General features: G+C 39.2%; 13 protein-coding genes and 1 tRNA gene. 4 read left to right on the top strand and 10 right to left on the bottom strand.

Features of this window, described 5'->3' with window-relative positions; all coding sequences use genetic code 11:
• Positions 1-3: 3 nt before the first annotated feature.
• The 3 genes from rpsO to ACFSKL_RS14695 form a co-directional block, all read right to left on the bottom strand.
• A complete protein-coding gene (rpsO, locus tag ACFSKL_RS14705) occupies positions 4-279 on the bottom strand; it encodes a 30S ribosomal protein S15 (protein ID WP_376887074.1) in 276 nt (91 codons plus the stop codon).
• 44 nt (positions 280-323) lie between these two features.
• Positions 324-2,192 carry an LptF/LptG family permease gene (locus ACFSKL_RS14700; protein ID WP_376887073.1) on the bottom strand — a complete coding sequence of 623 codons (1,869 nt, stop codon included), beginning with the start codon at positions 2,190-2,192 and terminating at the stop codon, positions 324-326.
• 81 nt (positions 2,193-2,273) lie between these two features.
• Positions 2,274-2,669: an START-like domain-containing protein gene (locus ACFSKL_RS14695; protein WP_376887072.1), complete on the bottom strand. Its 396-nt coding sequence runs from the start codon at positions 2,667-2,669 to the stop codon at positions 2,274-2,276.
• A gap of 286 nt (positions 2,670-2,955) precedes the next feature.
• Between ACFSKL_RS14695 and ACFSKL_RS14690 the strand changes: the two genes are divergently transcribed.
• Both ACFSKL_RS14690 and ACFSKL_RS14685 read left to right on the top strand, forming a co-directional pair.
• A tRNA-Met gene (locus ACFSKL_RS14690) sits at positions 2,956-3,029 on the top strand.
• A gap of 55 nt (positions 3,030-3,084) precedes the next feature.
• On the top strand, positions 3,085-3,342 hold the full coding sequence (locus ACFSKL_RS14685; RefSeq protein WP_376887071.1) for a GIY-YIG nuclease family protein: 258 nt from the start codon (positions 3,085-3,087) through the stop codon (positions 3,340-3,342).
• A gap of 307 nt (positions 3,343-3,649) precedes the next feature.
• Here ACFSKL_RS14685 and rplT read toward each other — a convergent pair whose 3' ends face one another.
• From rplT to ACFSKL_RS14660, 5 genes are all read right to left on the bottom strand, one after another.
• Positions 3,650-3,994, bottom strand: a complete 345-nt coding sequence (gene rplT, locus ACFSKL_RS14680) for a 50S ribosomal protein L20 (protein ID WP_376887070.1) — start codon at positions 3,992-3,994, stop codon at positions 3,650-3,652.
• A 104-nt stretch (positions 3,995-4,098) separates the two neighbouring features.
• Complete coding sequence (gene rpmI / locus ACFSKL_RS14675; protein WP_241273334.1) at positions 4,099-4,296, bottom strand: 50S ribosomal protein L35; 198 nt, start codon at positions 4,294-4,296, stop codon at positions 4,099-4,101.
• Between the two features lie 22 nt (positions 4,297-4,318).
• Positions 4,319-4,870, bottom strand: a complete 552-nt coding sequence (gene infC / locus ACFSKL_RS14670) for a translation initiation factor IF-3 (RefSeq protein ID WP_241273335.1) — start codon at positions 4,868-4,870, stop codon at positions 4,319-4,321.
• A 92-nt stretch (positions 4,871-4,962) separates the two neighbouring features.
• Positions 4,963-6,912, bottom strand: a complete 1,950-nt coding sequence (gene thrS, locus ACFSKL_RS14665) for a threonine--tRNA ligase (RefSeq protein WP_376887069.1) — start codon at positions 6,910-6,912, stop codon at positions 4,963-4,965.
• Between the two features lie 112 nt (positions 6,913-7,024).
• On the bottom strand, positions 7,025-8,155 hold the full coding sequence (locus tag ACFSKL_RS14660; protein WP_376887068.1) for a 6-bladed beta-propeller: 1,131 nt from the start codon (positions 8,153-8,155) through the stop codon (positions 7,025-7,027).
• Between the two features lie 161 nt (positions 8,156-8,316).
• Here ACFSKL_RS14660 and lhgO point away from each other — a divergent pair, with 161 nt between their 5' ends.
• Entirely contained in the window at positions 8,317-9,516 is a 1,200-nt protein-coding gene (gene lhgO, locus ACFSKL_RS14655) for an L-2-hydroxyglutarate oxidase (RefSeq protein WP_376887067.1), read from the top strand.
• A 305-nt stretch (positions 9,517-9,821) separates the two neighbouring features.
• On the opposite strand, the gene tnpA is transcribed toward lhgO, so the two are convergent.
• Positions 9,822-10,268 (bottom strand): IS200/IS605 family transposase, encoded by a 447-nt coding sequence (gene tnpA, locus ACFSKL_RS14650; protein WP_376887066.1) that lies wholly within the window; start codon positions 10,266-10,268, stop codon positions 9,822-9,824.
• A gap of 320 nt (positions 10,269-10,588) precedes the next feature.
• Positions 10,589-11,566: a YheT family hydrolase gene (locus tag ACFSKL_RS14645; RefSeq protein WP_376887065.1), complete on the bottom strand. Its 978-nt coding sequence runs from the start codon at positions 11,564-11,566 to the stop codon at positions 10,589-10,591.
• Positions 11,567-11,655: 89 nt separating this feature from the next.
• Between ACFSKL_RS14645 and ACFSKL_RS14640 the strand changes: the two genes are divergently transcribed.
• Positions 11,656-13,002 (top strand): amidohydrolase, encoded by a 1,347-nt coding sequence (locus tag ACFSKL_RS14640; RefSeq protein WP_376887064.1) that lies wholly within the window; start codon positions 11,656-11,658, stop codon positions 13,000-13,002.
• Positions 13,003-13,182: the final 180 nt, after the last annotated feature.

The raw sequence follows: 13,182 nt of genomic DNA, 5'->3' as shown, positions 1-13,182 counted from the left end.
TGCTTATTTACGTATTCCTAGGTCAGCAAGAACAGCTCTATATCTTTCGATATCGTTTCTGTAAAGATAGTTCAATAAACTTCTTCTCTTACCTACTAGTTTCAAAAGACCCAATCTTGAAGAGTGGTCTTTTTTGTTTGTTTTCAAATGGTCAGTTAAATGCTTGATTCTGAATGTGAACAAAGCGATCTGAGACTCTGGGGAACCAGTATCAGTTTCAGACTTTAACCTACCATGATTTTTAAACAACTCCGATTTTTTCTCTGTAGTTAAATACATGCTTAGTTAAATTTTAATTATAAACAGCTACAAAGGTACGAGGATTATTTTGAATTTAAAAGCACCTTGTTTTTTTTGCCAAACTTAGTTTCCAACCAGCCTTTCACTCTTTTATAGAATTCCAAATAGGTGTCTGGTTCAAATAACCTAGCGTCTTTTCTCGCTTGTTTGAGGAAAAATAGACCAACTGGTATCAACACCAAAATTGAGAACCAAGTCCCAAAGAGTGGGTCTGCCATCCCCTCCTTTCCCCACTTTTCCCCTGTGATGGTCAGCATATAATATATGATGAAGAATATAATGGAAACAAGCACCGGCATACCCAGCCCACCTTTTTTGATGATTGCCCCTAAGGGAGCTCCTATCATGAACATCACAACACAGGCAAAAGCTGTCGTGTATTTCTGGTACCAAGCTATCTGGTATCTTCGGTATTCCCTTTCCACATCATTGATCTCAAATACCTTCCGGTTGAATGCATTCTTTAGGGTTCTGGCATTGTTGAGGGCTACAGTCGCTGCCCGTGTTCTGTAATTACCACCCGAGATGATGGAGTCAATCCTCACCTTCTGGCTCTGGGTGAATTCGGTGGGCTTTTTACTCGCCAACGACTTGGATTTGTTCAGGGAAGTATCATTGAGATCTACATTTGGGATAATAGCAGTAAGGTTCGGTTTACTTTTGTATCTTTTTTGTGCTTCGACTGATTTTTGTTCCGTACGTGGTTCCAATGTACTGTCAGGCTTTGAAGTGCCAACCATAGCATCCTGCGCATTAGCACCATCTTCTACCGTAAGGGTACTCCCAAAATCTACGTACATTTCGGGTGAAAGGCTATCCATCAAAAGGGAGTCCCTTCTCATATTGACAGAATCCCTGGAATTGGATGCGACAACCAGCCTTGCATTCCTTATCGAATCCCTTTTATCATTTTCCTTTTTTCTTTGGAGTCTTATTGAGTCATCCAATGCTTTTTTCTTGGCTATTTCCTCTGGGATAGTGAACTTCCTATTTCTTGCATAGAATGGGTAGGAGGATTCTGAGGAAGCAAAATTTGTATATAGCATCCTATTGATCTCAATATTCATTGAATCCAGCCCCACTTTAAGCTGTGAGATATTTTTGATAGACCTATTATTGGACCATTGGTCTTCCGAAGTCCTGTTCATTTGAAATGACTCAAGGTTAAAAATAATCTGGTTTTCAGAAAATTTGGTCCGGGTAAAATCCTGGGGTTTGTTGTAGGAAGCCCTCTTGTCACGGGATTCTTTGTAACTGATGCCATTGTACAAGGTCATGCTCATATAGGCTTCATTGAAAAACGGCTCCATTCTGCCGGAGTCTGCCAGGATGATATTGACATTCCCCTGTCCCTCCGAATGGTCATAAATAATCAAATCAACCAACCTGACTTCATCCAGCTTTTTATTGACTTTGATGCTGTAATTGGGAATCCCACTGTAGAACACCCCCTCTTTGATATCCAAGGCGGGAGATTTCATCCTGATATCATAAAGTAGGCTAAATGTCTTTAGATTGATTTTTGGTACTAGATAGTTATTGGATAAATAAGCCAAAAAAGAGAGTATTATCACAAATACCCCAATAGGCCTCAAAGCCCTCAGAAGGGATATCCCACTACTCTTGATGGCAGTAAGTTCGAAATGCTCCCCGAGGTTTCCAAATGTCATCAATGAGGAAAGGAGAACAGCCAAGGGCAGTGCCATCGGAGAGATACTGATCAGAAAGTAACTGATCAGCTCCAAGTAAACCATGAAGTCTAATCCTTTGCCAAATATCTCGTCGAAATATTTGAGCATATTCACTGTGAGCAGAATAAAATCCACTACAATAAAAGTCAATAAAAAGGGGCCTATAAAGGACCCTAAAATTAATTTATCAAGTTTTTTCATGAAGCAATAATCACCTCTACCATAATTGTTGTACGGCAAAGGTTGTGATTAGGATTTCAAAAATAGGAAATGATATGCAATTTACCCTCCTATTATTTCTTTTAAAGATGAAATCAGGCTGTCCCATATGGATTCTTGTTCTTCATCGTTGTAAGAATCACTGTAATCTATCACCCGTAGGAACATCGTCTGGGTAAGTTCATTTTCCTCGAGTTTAAACTCAATGTATGAATGGTCAGACTCTTCTTCGTCTTCAGGATTGTAAAAATCAAATTTTACATGCAGATTACTCCTCAATGCAACGACTTTCGCATGGTGGTCTTCCCCATCGTAGGTGAAGATATAGTTCTTGTCTTCCGTGATTTTGACATCATCGGCAAACCATTCCGTCAGACCGCTCGCTGTACTTAAATATGGGAATAAAATTTTTCTAGAAGTATTTATTTGATAGTCAGCAACAAACTTGTTCTTTACCATAATTTTGACGTTTTTATTTGTAAAAAATGTGATTTTTTACCCTTTTACATTTGTTTTTAACAACACAACCTAGCATATTTGCATTCCGATTTGGCGAGGTAGCTCAGATGATTAGAGCGCAGGATTCATATCCAGCCGCGGCGGACACGGGTCCAACTCCCGAATATATTGAAATCATTACATTAAACCTGACGAGGTAGCTCAGTTGGTTAGAGCGCAGGATTCATATCCGCCGCGGCGGACACGGGTTCAACTCCCGAATATATTGAAATCATACATTAAACCTGGCGAGGTAGCTCAGTTGGTTAGAGCGCAGGATTCATAACCCTGAGGTCACGGGTTCAACTCCCGTCCTCGCTACAAGCCCCTCTTTTGGGGCTTTTTTTTTGTTCAAACCTTTTTAATTGATTCAAACATGTATTGTGTTTATATTCTTTACTCATTTAATTACAAGAAACTCTATACTGGGATGACATCTGATTTGATTATCAGATGTCATTTCCACAACTACAAATCGACAAAAGGATTTACCATTAGATACAGACCTTGGTACTGTATCCATGTTGAGTTCTTTGATGACAAAACCTCAGCCCTCAAAAGAGAGAAGATACTCAAGTCAGGAAAAGGAAGGGAATGGATCAATAAAAACATTCTCCCCATCTATACTACCTGAGCACAGGATTCATATCCGCCGCGCCTGTGCGCCTTGGCGTAGCGGACACAGTTCAACTCCCGTCCTCGCTACAAGCCCCTCTTTTGGGGCTTTTTTTGTTCAAACCTTTTTAATTGATTCAAACATGTATTGTGTTTTAAAGAAAAAACCAATTCTAAAAGCCCTGAATTTTAAGCTCTTAAAGATTGGTTTTCTTTGTTCTTTCGTAATATACTAAAATTTGCCCACTTCATGCATATCGGTTAAAAATTAGCATAAAAAAAGCCCCGAATTTCGGGGCTTTTCCAATAAGTAAGTTAGTGCGATCTTACTTAACTTTTTCAACTACAGCTTTGAATGCCTCAGGGTGATTCATGGCTAAGTCAGCTAGAACTTTTCTGTTCAAATCAACTTCACCTTTTTTCAATAATCCCATTAATTGTGAATACGATAAGCCATGTAATCTGGCACCGGCATTGATACGCTGGATCCATAGAGCCCTGAATTCTCTTTTCTTGGCTTTTCTGTCCCTGTAAGCGTACTGTAAACCTTTTTCGTACTTGTTTTTAGCTACTGTCCAAACGTTTTTACCTCTTCCGAAGTAACCTTTGGTTGCTTTTAAAACTTTTTTTCTTCTTGCTCTTGACGCTACCGCGTTTACTGATCTAGGCATAGTAATAAATTTTTTGACTCTTGGTGTCTTTGCTTTCGCTAGAACTTTTCTACCAAAGCGTCTGGTGAATAATTAACCTTAAATTGATTTCGTTGATCTCTGAATTAACCGATTCTCAACATTGCTTTTACTCTTCCTTCATCCGACTCATGAACCATACCCATTTTAGTCAGATTTCTCTTCCTTTTGGTTTCTTTCTTAGTCAAGATGTGGCTTTTGTAAGCATGCTTTCTTCTGATCTTACCGGTTCCAGAAAGCTTGAACCTCTTTTTTGCACTTGATTTGGTTTTTACTTTTGGCATAACTGTATTTGTTTGTTGAAAATTATTTCTTTGTTGCTTTTGGAGCCAAAAAGAGAAACATCCTCTTTCCTTCCATCTTTGGCATTTGCTCAACAGCCCCATATTCTTCGAGTGCTTGCGCAAATTTCAATAAAAGCATCTCTCCTCTCTCCTTAAAGACGATCGTTCTACCTACGAAATGAACGTAAGCTTTTACTTTTGACCCTTCCTTCAGAAAGTTTATGGCATGCTTTAATTTGAAATTGAAGTCATGATCATCCGTGTTAGGCCCAAATCTAATTTCCTTCAGAACAGTCTTGGCAGCATTGGCTTTGATTTCCTTTTGCTTCTTCTTCTGTTCATATTTGAATTTTGCATAGTCTATGATTTTACACACAGGTGGACTAGCAGTTGGGGAAATCTCTACAAGATCAAGTTCATTCGCCTCAGCAAGTTTGATCGCCTCTGATAATGATAAGACTGCATTCCCCCCTTCTACGTAGTCGCCTACAATCCTTACCTCACGTGCCCTGATCTTATCGTTTATCTTATAAGGCTCTTCTTGTCTTTGTCTAAACGGTGTTCTTCCTCTCAAAATATTTATTTATGGTTTTGTTAATGAAATTGCCTGCAAATATCGTAATATTTTTGGGATTTAAAAAATCCCATTCTTTTTTAACGCAAATTTTAATGTTGGATTGATGTTGAGATAATGTTTTTGAAATATGCAGCAAACTCTTCCGGAGTAAAACTACCCAGATCACCCTCTCCATGCTTCCTGACAGACACTTTTCCTTCTGACATCTCTTTCTCCCCTACTATCAGCATGAATGGGATTTTCTTCATTTCAGCATCTCGGATTTTTCTGCCGATTTTTTCATCCCTATTATCAATTGCCCCAGCGATATCCTGATCGTCCAACAACCCCTTTACTTCTTCTGCATAGGCAGTGAATTTTTCGGAAATTGGCAAGATGGTCATTTGCTCTGGAGAAAGCCAAAGCGGGAAATTTCCGGCACAATGCTCAATCAATACAGCCACAAATCGTTCCAAAGATCCAAATGGTGCGCGGTGGATCATCACAGGACGGTGCTTCTGGTTGTCAGAACCGATATATTCCAATTCAAATCTATCCGGTAATTGGTAATCCACCTGGATTGTTCCCAACTGCCATTTTCTTCCCAAAGCATCCTTCACCATGAAATCAAGCTTAGGGCCATAGAATGCAGCTTCTCCCAATTCAGTGACAGTGACCAACCCCTTTTCAGCCGCCGCTTCTATAATAGCAGACTCTGCTTTGTCCCAAGCTTCATCAGAACCAATGTATTTCTCTGCTTTGGCAGGATCTCTCAAAGATATTTGGGCAGTGTATTCCTCAAAACCCAAAGCTTTAAAAACATACAATACCAAATCAATTACTTTGATAAACTCCTCTTTTACCTGCTCAGGCCTACAGAATATATGTGCATCATCTTGGGTAAAGCCCCTTACCCTGGTCAATCCGTGCAATTCACCGCTTTGCTCATAACGATAGACAGTACCAAACTCAGCATACCTGATTGGAAGATCCTTATACGACCTTGGTTTGTGCTTATAAATCTCACAATGGTGTGGACAGTTCATTGGCTTCAACAAGAATTCCTCTCCTTCATTCGGAGTAGCTATGGGCTGGAATGAATCCTTTCCATATTTTTCATAATGGCCGGAAGTCTCATACAAGGCTTTATGGCCGATATGTGGGGTAATTACTTGTTGGTATCCTGATTTGTCTTGTGCGCGCTTCAAGAAGTTCACCAAACGCTCTCTCAACAAAGTACCTTTGGGCAGCCATAGCGGTAAACCCATCCCTACTTTTTCGGAGAAAGTAAAGAGTTCCAATTCACGGCCCAGTTTCCTGTGATCACGTTTCTTGGCTTCCTCCAGCATGTGAAGGTATTCTGTCAATTCCTTTGCTTTCGGGAATGTTACACCATAGATACGGGTAAGCATTTTTCTGTTTTCGTCCCCTCTCCAGTATGCACCTGCTATATTGAGTAGCTTCACTGCCTTGATGAAACCTGTATTTGGGATATGTGGCCCTCTACATAGATCTACGAAATTCCCTTGCTCGTAGAATGTAATGGAACCATCTTCCAAACCTTCCAAAAGGTCTAATTTATACTCATCACCTTTTTCCGTAAAGTAAGCTACAGCTTCTGGTTTTGATATTTCTTTTCTGATATACTCATTTTTCTCTTTGGCCAACTCAACCATTTTGGCTTCAATCTTCTCCAATTCAGAACCTTCGAAAACCTTGTCGCCAAAATCCACATCATAATAGAATCCTGTCTCTATGGAAGGACCTATACCAAGTTTTACCCCAGGATAAAGCGCTTCCAAGGCTTCTGCCATCAAGTGCGCGGAAGAATGCCAAAAAGTTGACTTGCCGTCTTTGTCATTCCAAGTGAGCAATTGGACACTTGAATCTTGTTCGATTGGCCTATTGGCATCCCAAACCTCGCCATTTACTTTTGCTGCCAATACATTCCTGGCTAAACCCTCGCTGATACTAAGTGCAATTTGTAATCCAGAAACTCCTTTGTCATAAGCCCTTACAGAACCATCTGGAAGGGTAATGTTGATTTTTTGATCAGACATTTATCTTTTAATCATTTGATGAAACAACGCATCTTTACAAACAGATGCTTTACAGCCTGCAAATATGCAAATTCATAGGCGGTTTTTAAAGGTTGGTTCAAATTTGATTGTTTTATTTTTTCGTTTTGAGAATCATCAAGACATAATTCTCAGATTCTTTTGCATAAAAAGCTGCTTCAATGAAATCCTTTCCCTTCCCTTCTTGGTAAGCTTTCCAGTCTTCATCTGACATGGTTTGTTTTTTCTCTACCGCTATATTGTAGAGGGATGCACCTCGATAGGCAATTGCTACTTCGTTGTTTTCTAATTTATAAACCGGAGAATAAAAGTCAAAGGATTCATCTATATCATTTTCAATCTTAAAATTGATAATTTCAAAGGTTTGATTCTGCTTATCAAAAATTGACACATAGGCTTTGCCATTATTATTTAATCTAGTCATCAAGTATTTGGAATTTGAAAAACCAAAAGGAGAAAAGGACATCCCCATGTTATTTTTGGAATATTCGAAAAATTCATTGCCATTCATCTGAGATTTTTTTTCAATCATTTGACTATGATTCATTTTCAAATGCCCATAATCAAATATAATTCTTGGTCTAAAATGACCACTTTCATACCTGTAAAGTGTATCATTGTATGATTTTGTAAAATAAAAATCATCTATCTCCTCAAAAAAGTTATATGGATCTCCCATGTTACCAACAAAAATATTAGGGTTTGAAGCAAAATGATCTTCAATCAACTCACCTGAATGATCGACTGTAGACACTAAGTTATCAGTTTCGGATCTTTCATAAATAAAAAATAAATTTGATTTTGTGTCATAATAAAAAGTTCTACCAACTACATTAATTTTAAATTCATTGATAAATCTCCCTTGTAAATCGAATTTCATGATTTTTTTCGGATGGGCAAGAACATATATTGTATCTTGAACAACTTGGAAATCGGCAAGCTCCATATATTGTTCTGGCCCTTCTCCAAAGCTGTGGATCCTATTCAGAAACTTTCCCTGTCGATCAAAAATCTGTATACTTTTATTTATATACCAATCAAACACAAATAATTTCCCCTGATAAGCCACCAATTTGGCGATTTCTCCAATCTGAGCTTCGGGATTATCATTTTCCTTTAACAAAAGGTACTCGATTTCTGGCTCAAAATAGTCTGTAAGTTTTCCATCCTTAACATCATCGAGGTTTACTTTGATTGTCGTCACCCCATTTTTATTAGTAACCATTCCTGATTGGGAGTCCGGTGTACAAGCAGCCACCCAAATCGCCATTAATAGAAATATTCTTTGACCCATCCTTAAAACTAATAAATTAAATCAAAACTCTCTATTGTGTTCAAAGAATATTATTCCAAACAACAGTATATTTGTCCAAAGCTTTAAATTTTATGCAATACGACATCATTATCATAGGTGGGGGAATTGTTGGTCTTGCCACAGGATTAAAAATAAAGGAAAAGAAACCTGAGCTTAAGGTAGCTATTCTTGAAAAGGAAAATGAACTTGCCAAACACCAGACTGGCAACAACAGTGGCGTCATCCATTCAGGCTTGTATTATAAACCAGGGTCGCTCAAAGCGACAAATTGCATTAATGGTTACCATCATTTGATCAGGTTTTGTCAAGAGGAGAACATCCCTTTTGAGCTGACTGGCAAAGTCGTGGTAGCCACCAAAAAAGAGCAAATCCCAATCCTCAATGGGTTGCTAGACCGTGGTTTGCAGAATGGTTTGTCAGGCACACGTCACATTACTTTGGATGAACTGAAGAGCTATGAGCCTTACTGTGCGGGCGTGGCAGCCATTCATGTGCCACAAACAGGCATAGTGGATTATAAAAAAGTAGCCCTAGCAATGGGTAAAAGGTTCGAAAAACTGGGTGGTGAAATATTTTTGGGTCACAAAGTCATTCGGACAAATTCATTAAAATCCAATTCAGTTGTTGAAACCAAAAAGCAACACTTTGATACCAAATTGGTCATCAATTGTGGTGGTTTGTATTCTGATAAAGTTGCACAGATGAACCAAGAAGAGGACTTGGATGTAAAAATCATTCCTTTCCGTGGAGAATACTACAAACTCAAAAAAGAGCGTGAATATTTAGTCAAAAACCTGATCTATCCTGTTCCAGATCCAAATTTCCCATTTTTGGGTGTTCATTTTACCCGAATGATGAAAGGCGGTGTAGAAGCTGGTCCAAATGCAGTTTTGGCTTTTAGACGGGAAGGATATAAGCGATCAGATGTGAATTTGAAAGAATTGGCAGAAACACTCGCTTGGCCAGGATTCCAAAAAGTGGCTTCCAAATATTGGAAGACTGGATTTGGGGAAATGTACAGATCATTTTCCAAAGCTGCATTCACCAAGGCATTGCAGGAATTGATCCCTGATATTCAGGAGTCGGATTTGGTGGACGGCGGTGCCGGAGTGCGTGCACAGGCATGTGACAGAAATGGTGGACTATTGGATGATTTCAGCATCAAAGAAAACCAATATGCCATCAATGTCCTCAATGCCCCCTCTCCTGCTGCCACAAGTTCTTTGTCTATTGGTGAAGCGGTAAGTGAGTTAGCTTTAAAGAGGTTTTAGAAGTTCGATTCTTTGAGCATTCGCAGAAGGGGTAAGTTCGACCCTGTCTGCGTCAAGCAGGCCTTTCAGGGTCGTGGTGATTATGATGTGATTTCATAATCCACGGGTTTCACCCGAGGTTATTGAAAAGTTTGACCCCGTTCGTGGTCGGGAAATGACCATAAGGTATCTACAAATTTCAATCAAAAAATAACGGTGAAGCCGTCAAACTTTTCAATAGCCCTAGGTGAAACCTAGGGAAATGATGGATAATTATGTGTAGCAACAACCCTGAAGGGGTTGAACTTTCTCTCTGTAACCTCAATCTAAAGCAAAAACTTCGGGTCAAATTTGATTTCATATTCTTCAAGGAGGGTTTTATATTCCTCCAAAAATCTAACTTTTTTATGATGCTCCTCCTGATTTTTGATGTATTTGATCAGCCTTTCCTTAGCCTTGATCGTTTCGGTAAAAGCACCATACCCATCTTGCCAGCCTTTAAAACTGGGAAAGATTCTTTCTTTTGAAATAAAATCACTTGATGCAAGTTTGATTTCCTTGATTAAATTTGAAACTGGGATGGTGGGATGCACATGGGTCAAAATATGGATATGATCTTCCACACCATTGATCCGATACAAATGGCATTTTTTGTTCATCAATAAATGATGGATATAAGCATAAAGCCTCTTTTTTTCTTGGTGTAAAAGTGTATGTTCTCTATTCTTTGTAGAAAATACGATGTGGTAAATAATCTGTGTGTATGTACCCATAAAAATGAAAGTTAAAAGTGTAAAAGTAATTTCGGGAAAAAAGAATTTAATGTCAAATTGGTTCGATATTTTAATTGTGCAGGCATGAAAGTTCGACCCTTTCAGGGTCGGTGATGGTTGGTATTTTGGTCATCGTTTTTCCACCGGTTTCACCCGCGGCTATTGAGAAGTTAGATCCTTTCAGGATCGGGAATTGAATGATTGAATATTGGGAATAAAGACCACGAAGTAGTCGAACTTCTCAATAGCCCTAGATGAAATCTGGGGACAAGGTGGATAATCATGGACGGCAACAACCCTGAAAGGGTTGAACTTTGTATTTACTTAAATATATTTTCATCCATCAAAAACCCCAAAAACCTCATCTCTGCCCAAGTAAATTCTTGTCTTTTGACCAAAAAACCTGTGTGGCCTCCCCTTTTGGGCATTTCCAAATGGATGAGATCTGACTTTTCAGCCAACTTTATCGGGTAGCAACGATCATGGAGCAATGGATCGTTGAGGGCATTGATGATCAGTGTGGGGATTTGGATATCTTGCATCCAATTGTCTGCACTTACTGTTTGGTAAAAATCAGCTGCATCTTTGTAACCATGCAATTTGGCTGTATAATGCGTGTCAAAAGTATCGAAATCTTGCACTTTTGGGAGCAAACCTAGATCCACTAAGCCTGGAAACTGCTCACCTTTGAGTTGCATTTTTAATTTCAATTTACCTAAAAACCGCTTTCTGTAAAATGAATTCCCTTTGAAAGAAAGTGTCGCAGCAGAATCTGTCAAGTTACATGGTGTAGAGTAAACTGCGGCTCTTTTGATTTTTGAATTGAGGTCAATACCTTTTTCGCCAAGGTATTTTAGCGTCTGGGCACCTCCCATGCTAATCCCTACCAAATAATATTCATCATACATTCCCAATTTCCCAACATATTCAAGGGTAGTATCCAAATCATACGATGCACCATGGTGATAGAGAATAGGCCCTTTGTTCATTTCACCACTGCATGAGCGATTATTCCAAGCCAGTGCATCAAAGCCATTTTGGTTGAAAAGTTTTGCCAGAGCCTTTACATAATGCCGTTGAGAACTTCCCTCCAAACCATGGGAGATAACCAATAGTTTATTGCTCCCCACTTTTGACCAGTCCAAATCCAAGAAGTCCCCATCTGGGGTGTCTATTCTTTCCCTTGTATAGTTTATGCCTTCTATATTTCTAAAAATACTGGGTATAATCGTTTCCAAATGACCATTGAACAAATGTTTTGGTGGATTTGAATAACTTGAATTTTCAACAATCGGCATAAAATGGGAGTTTTGAATCGTGAAATTAAAAACATATCCTTTAATTCAAGGAATATTTTGTTAATTGAATCCATAAAAAATATACAATTATGAAATTAAGCATAAAGCTAGCTTTCGGTACTTTTCTACTCTGTATTGTATCTATTGAGAACCATGCACAAGAACTAGATCAGTCAATTGATAAAGCTTATCCTAAGTTGGAAAAACTCTATAAAGAACTCCACCAAAATCCGGAGTTGTCGCTTCAGGAAAAAGAAACATCAGCGAGAATGGCTCTTGAGTTAAAATCTTTAGGTTATGAAGTGACGGAGAATATTGGTGGGTACGGAGTAGTTGGGGTTCTTGAGAATGGACCAGGTCCTGTATTGCTCATAAGAACTGATATGGATGCACTTCCCATGGAGGAAAAGACAGGATTGCCCTATGCCTCGGTGAAAAAAGGCATATCCAATGACGGAAAAGAGACTTTTATCACACACTCTTGTGGACATGATATCCATATGTCGGTTTTCGTAGGTACTGCCAAGATGATGGTGGAATACAAAAATTCCTGGAGGGGAACATTATTGATGGTGGCACAGCCTGCTGAAGAAAACGGACTGGGAGCATGGAGTATGATGAAAGATGGCTTGTATGAAAAATTTCCGCATCCAGACTATGCGATTGCCTTGCATGATTATCCTTTTTTGCCTGCGGGAACTTTGGGATACAAGTCTGGGCCATTGATGGCAGGAGTTGATATGATGAATGTGACAGTGTATGGGGAAGGTGGTCATGGTGCCGCACCACATACCACGATCGATCCGATTGTCCTTTCTTCCCAGATGATCCAAGCATATCAAACCATAGTCAGTAGGACATTGTCACCAACAGATCCAGCAGTGGTGACAGTCGGATCGATTCATGGGGGATCGGTACACAATATCATTCCAGATGAAGTGACCATGCAACTTACTATGCGCTCTTATTCTTTAGATGTAAGGGAAAAAGTCATTCAGAGGATCAAAGAAATTTCGGATAATTATGCGATAGCAGCTGGTCTGTCGCCGGAAAAAATGCCAAAATATTGGATTCGGGATCCTTTTACCAAACCTCTGATCAATGATGGTGCTTTGACCAAAAAGATGGTTGCGGTATTTGAAAATAATTTTGGTGCCGATAAGCTTGTAGAAGTAGAAGCCATGATGATCGGTGAGGATTTTAGTGCTTATGGAAATCAGGAAAGGAAAATTCCCATCAGCATGTTTTTCCTGGGTGCCAATGATCCTGAATTTTTAAAGGAAGCGGAAGAAAAAGGATTGGATATTCCAGGCTTGCATAGCCCATACTTCGCTCCTGTACCCGAACCGACCATCAAAACCGGCGTGAAAGCCATGAGCAGTTTTGCAATGGATATTCTGAAGAACAGGGAAGTAATGATGGATGGGAAAAAATAATATATGACTATCCGCTCTACTTTGTCAGTAAATAAATAACAAAGGCATACTGCCGATAATCGTTAACGGATGACAGTCAACAGACTGGATAGATCCTTTGTTGAGAATGGTCTATAGGGCTACCTGCAACATTGCGGATAATCTCATAATAATATTTCAATAATGCTAAATTAACCAACA

It is taken from the genome of Belliella marina, from assembly GCF_042682445.1.
GTDB lineage: Bacteria > Bacteroidota > Bacteroidia > Cytophagales > Cyclobacteriaceae > Belliella > Belliella marina.
The sequence above is the reverse complement of the archived record's forward strand: the minus strand, read 5'-3'. Positions and strand labels throughout refer to the sequence as shown.

Excerpts from the sequence above, each read along its gene's own strand:
- rpmI (WP_241273334.1), bottom strand. The coding sequence starts at position 4,296 with ATGCCAAAAGTAAAAACCAAATCAAGTGCAAAAAAGAGGTTCAAGCTT.
- ACFSKL_RS14640 (WP_376887064.1), top strand. The coding sequence starts at position 11,656 with ATGAAATTAAGCATAAAGCTAGCTTTCGGTACTTTTCTACTCTGTATT.
- ACFSKL_RS14685 (WP_376887071.1), top strand. The coding sequence starts at position 3,085 with ATGTATTGTGTTTATATTCTTTACTCATTTAATTACAAGAAACTCTAT.
- ACFSKL_RS14695 (WP_376887072.1), bottom strand. The coding sequence starts at position 2,669 with ATGGTAAAGAACAAGTTTGTTGCTGACTATCAAATAAATACTTCTAGA.
- ACFSKL_RS14660 (WP_376887068.1), bottom strand. The coding sequence starts at position 8,155 with ATGGTTACTAATAAAAATGGGGTGACGACAATCAAAGTAAACCTCGAT.
- rplT (WP_376887070.1), bottom strand. The coding sequence starts at position 3,994 with ATGCCTAGATCAGTAAACGCGGTAGCGTCAAGAGCAAGAAGAAAAAAA.
- lhgO (WP_376887067.1), top strand. The coding sequence starts at position 8,317 with ATGCAATACGACATCATTATCATAGGTGGGGGAATTGTTGGTCTTGCC.
- tnpA (WP_376887066.1), bottom strand. The coding sequence starts at position 10,268 with ATGGGTACATACACACAGATTATTTACCACATCGTATTTTCTACAAAG.
- ACFSKL_RS14645 (WP_376887065.1), bottom strand. The coding sequence starts at position 11,566 with ATGCCGATTGTTGAAAATTCAAGTTATTCAAATCCACCAAAACATTTG.
- rpsO (WP_376887074.1), bottom strand. The coding sequence starts at position 279 with ATGTATTTAACTACAGAGAAAAAATCGGAGTTGTTTAAAAATCATGGT.
- ACFSKL_RS14700 (WP_376887073.1), bottom strand. The coding sequence starts at position 2,192 with ATGAAAAAACTTGATAAATTAATTTTAGGGTCCTTTATAGGCCCCTTT.
- thrS (WP_376887069.1), bottom strand. The coding sequence starts at position 6,912 with ATGTCTGATCAAAAAATCAACATTACCCTTCCAGATGGTTCTGTAAGG.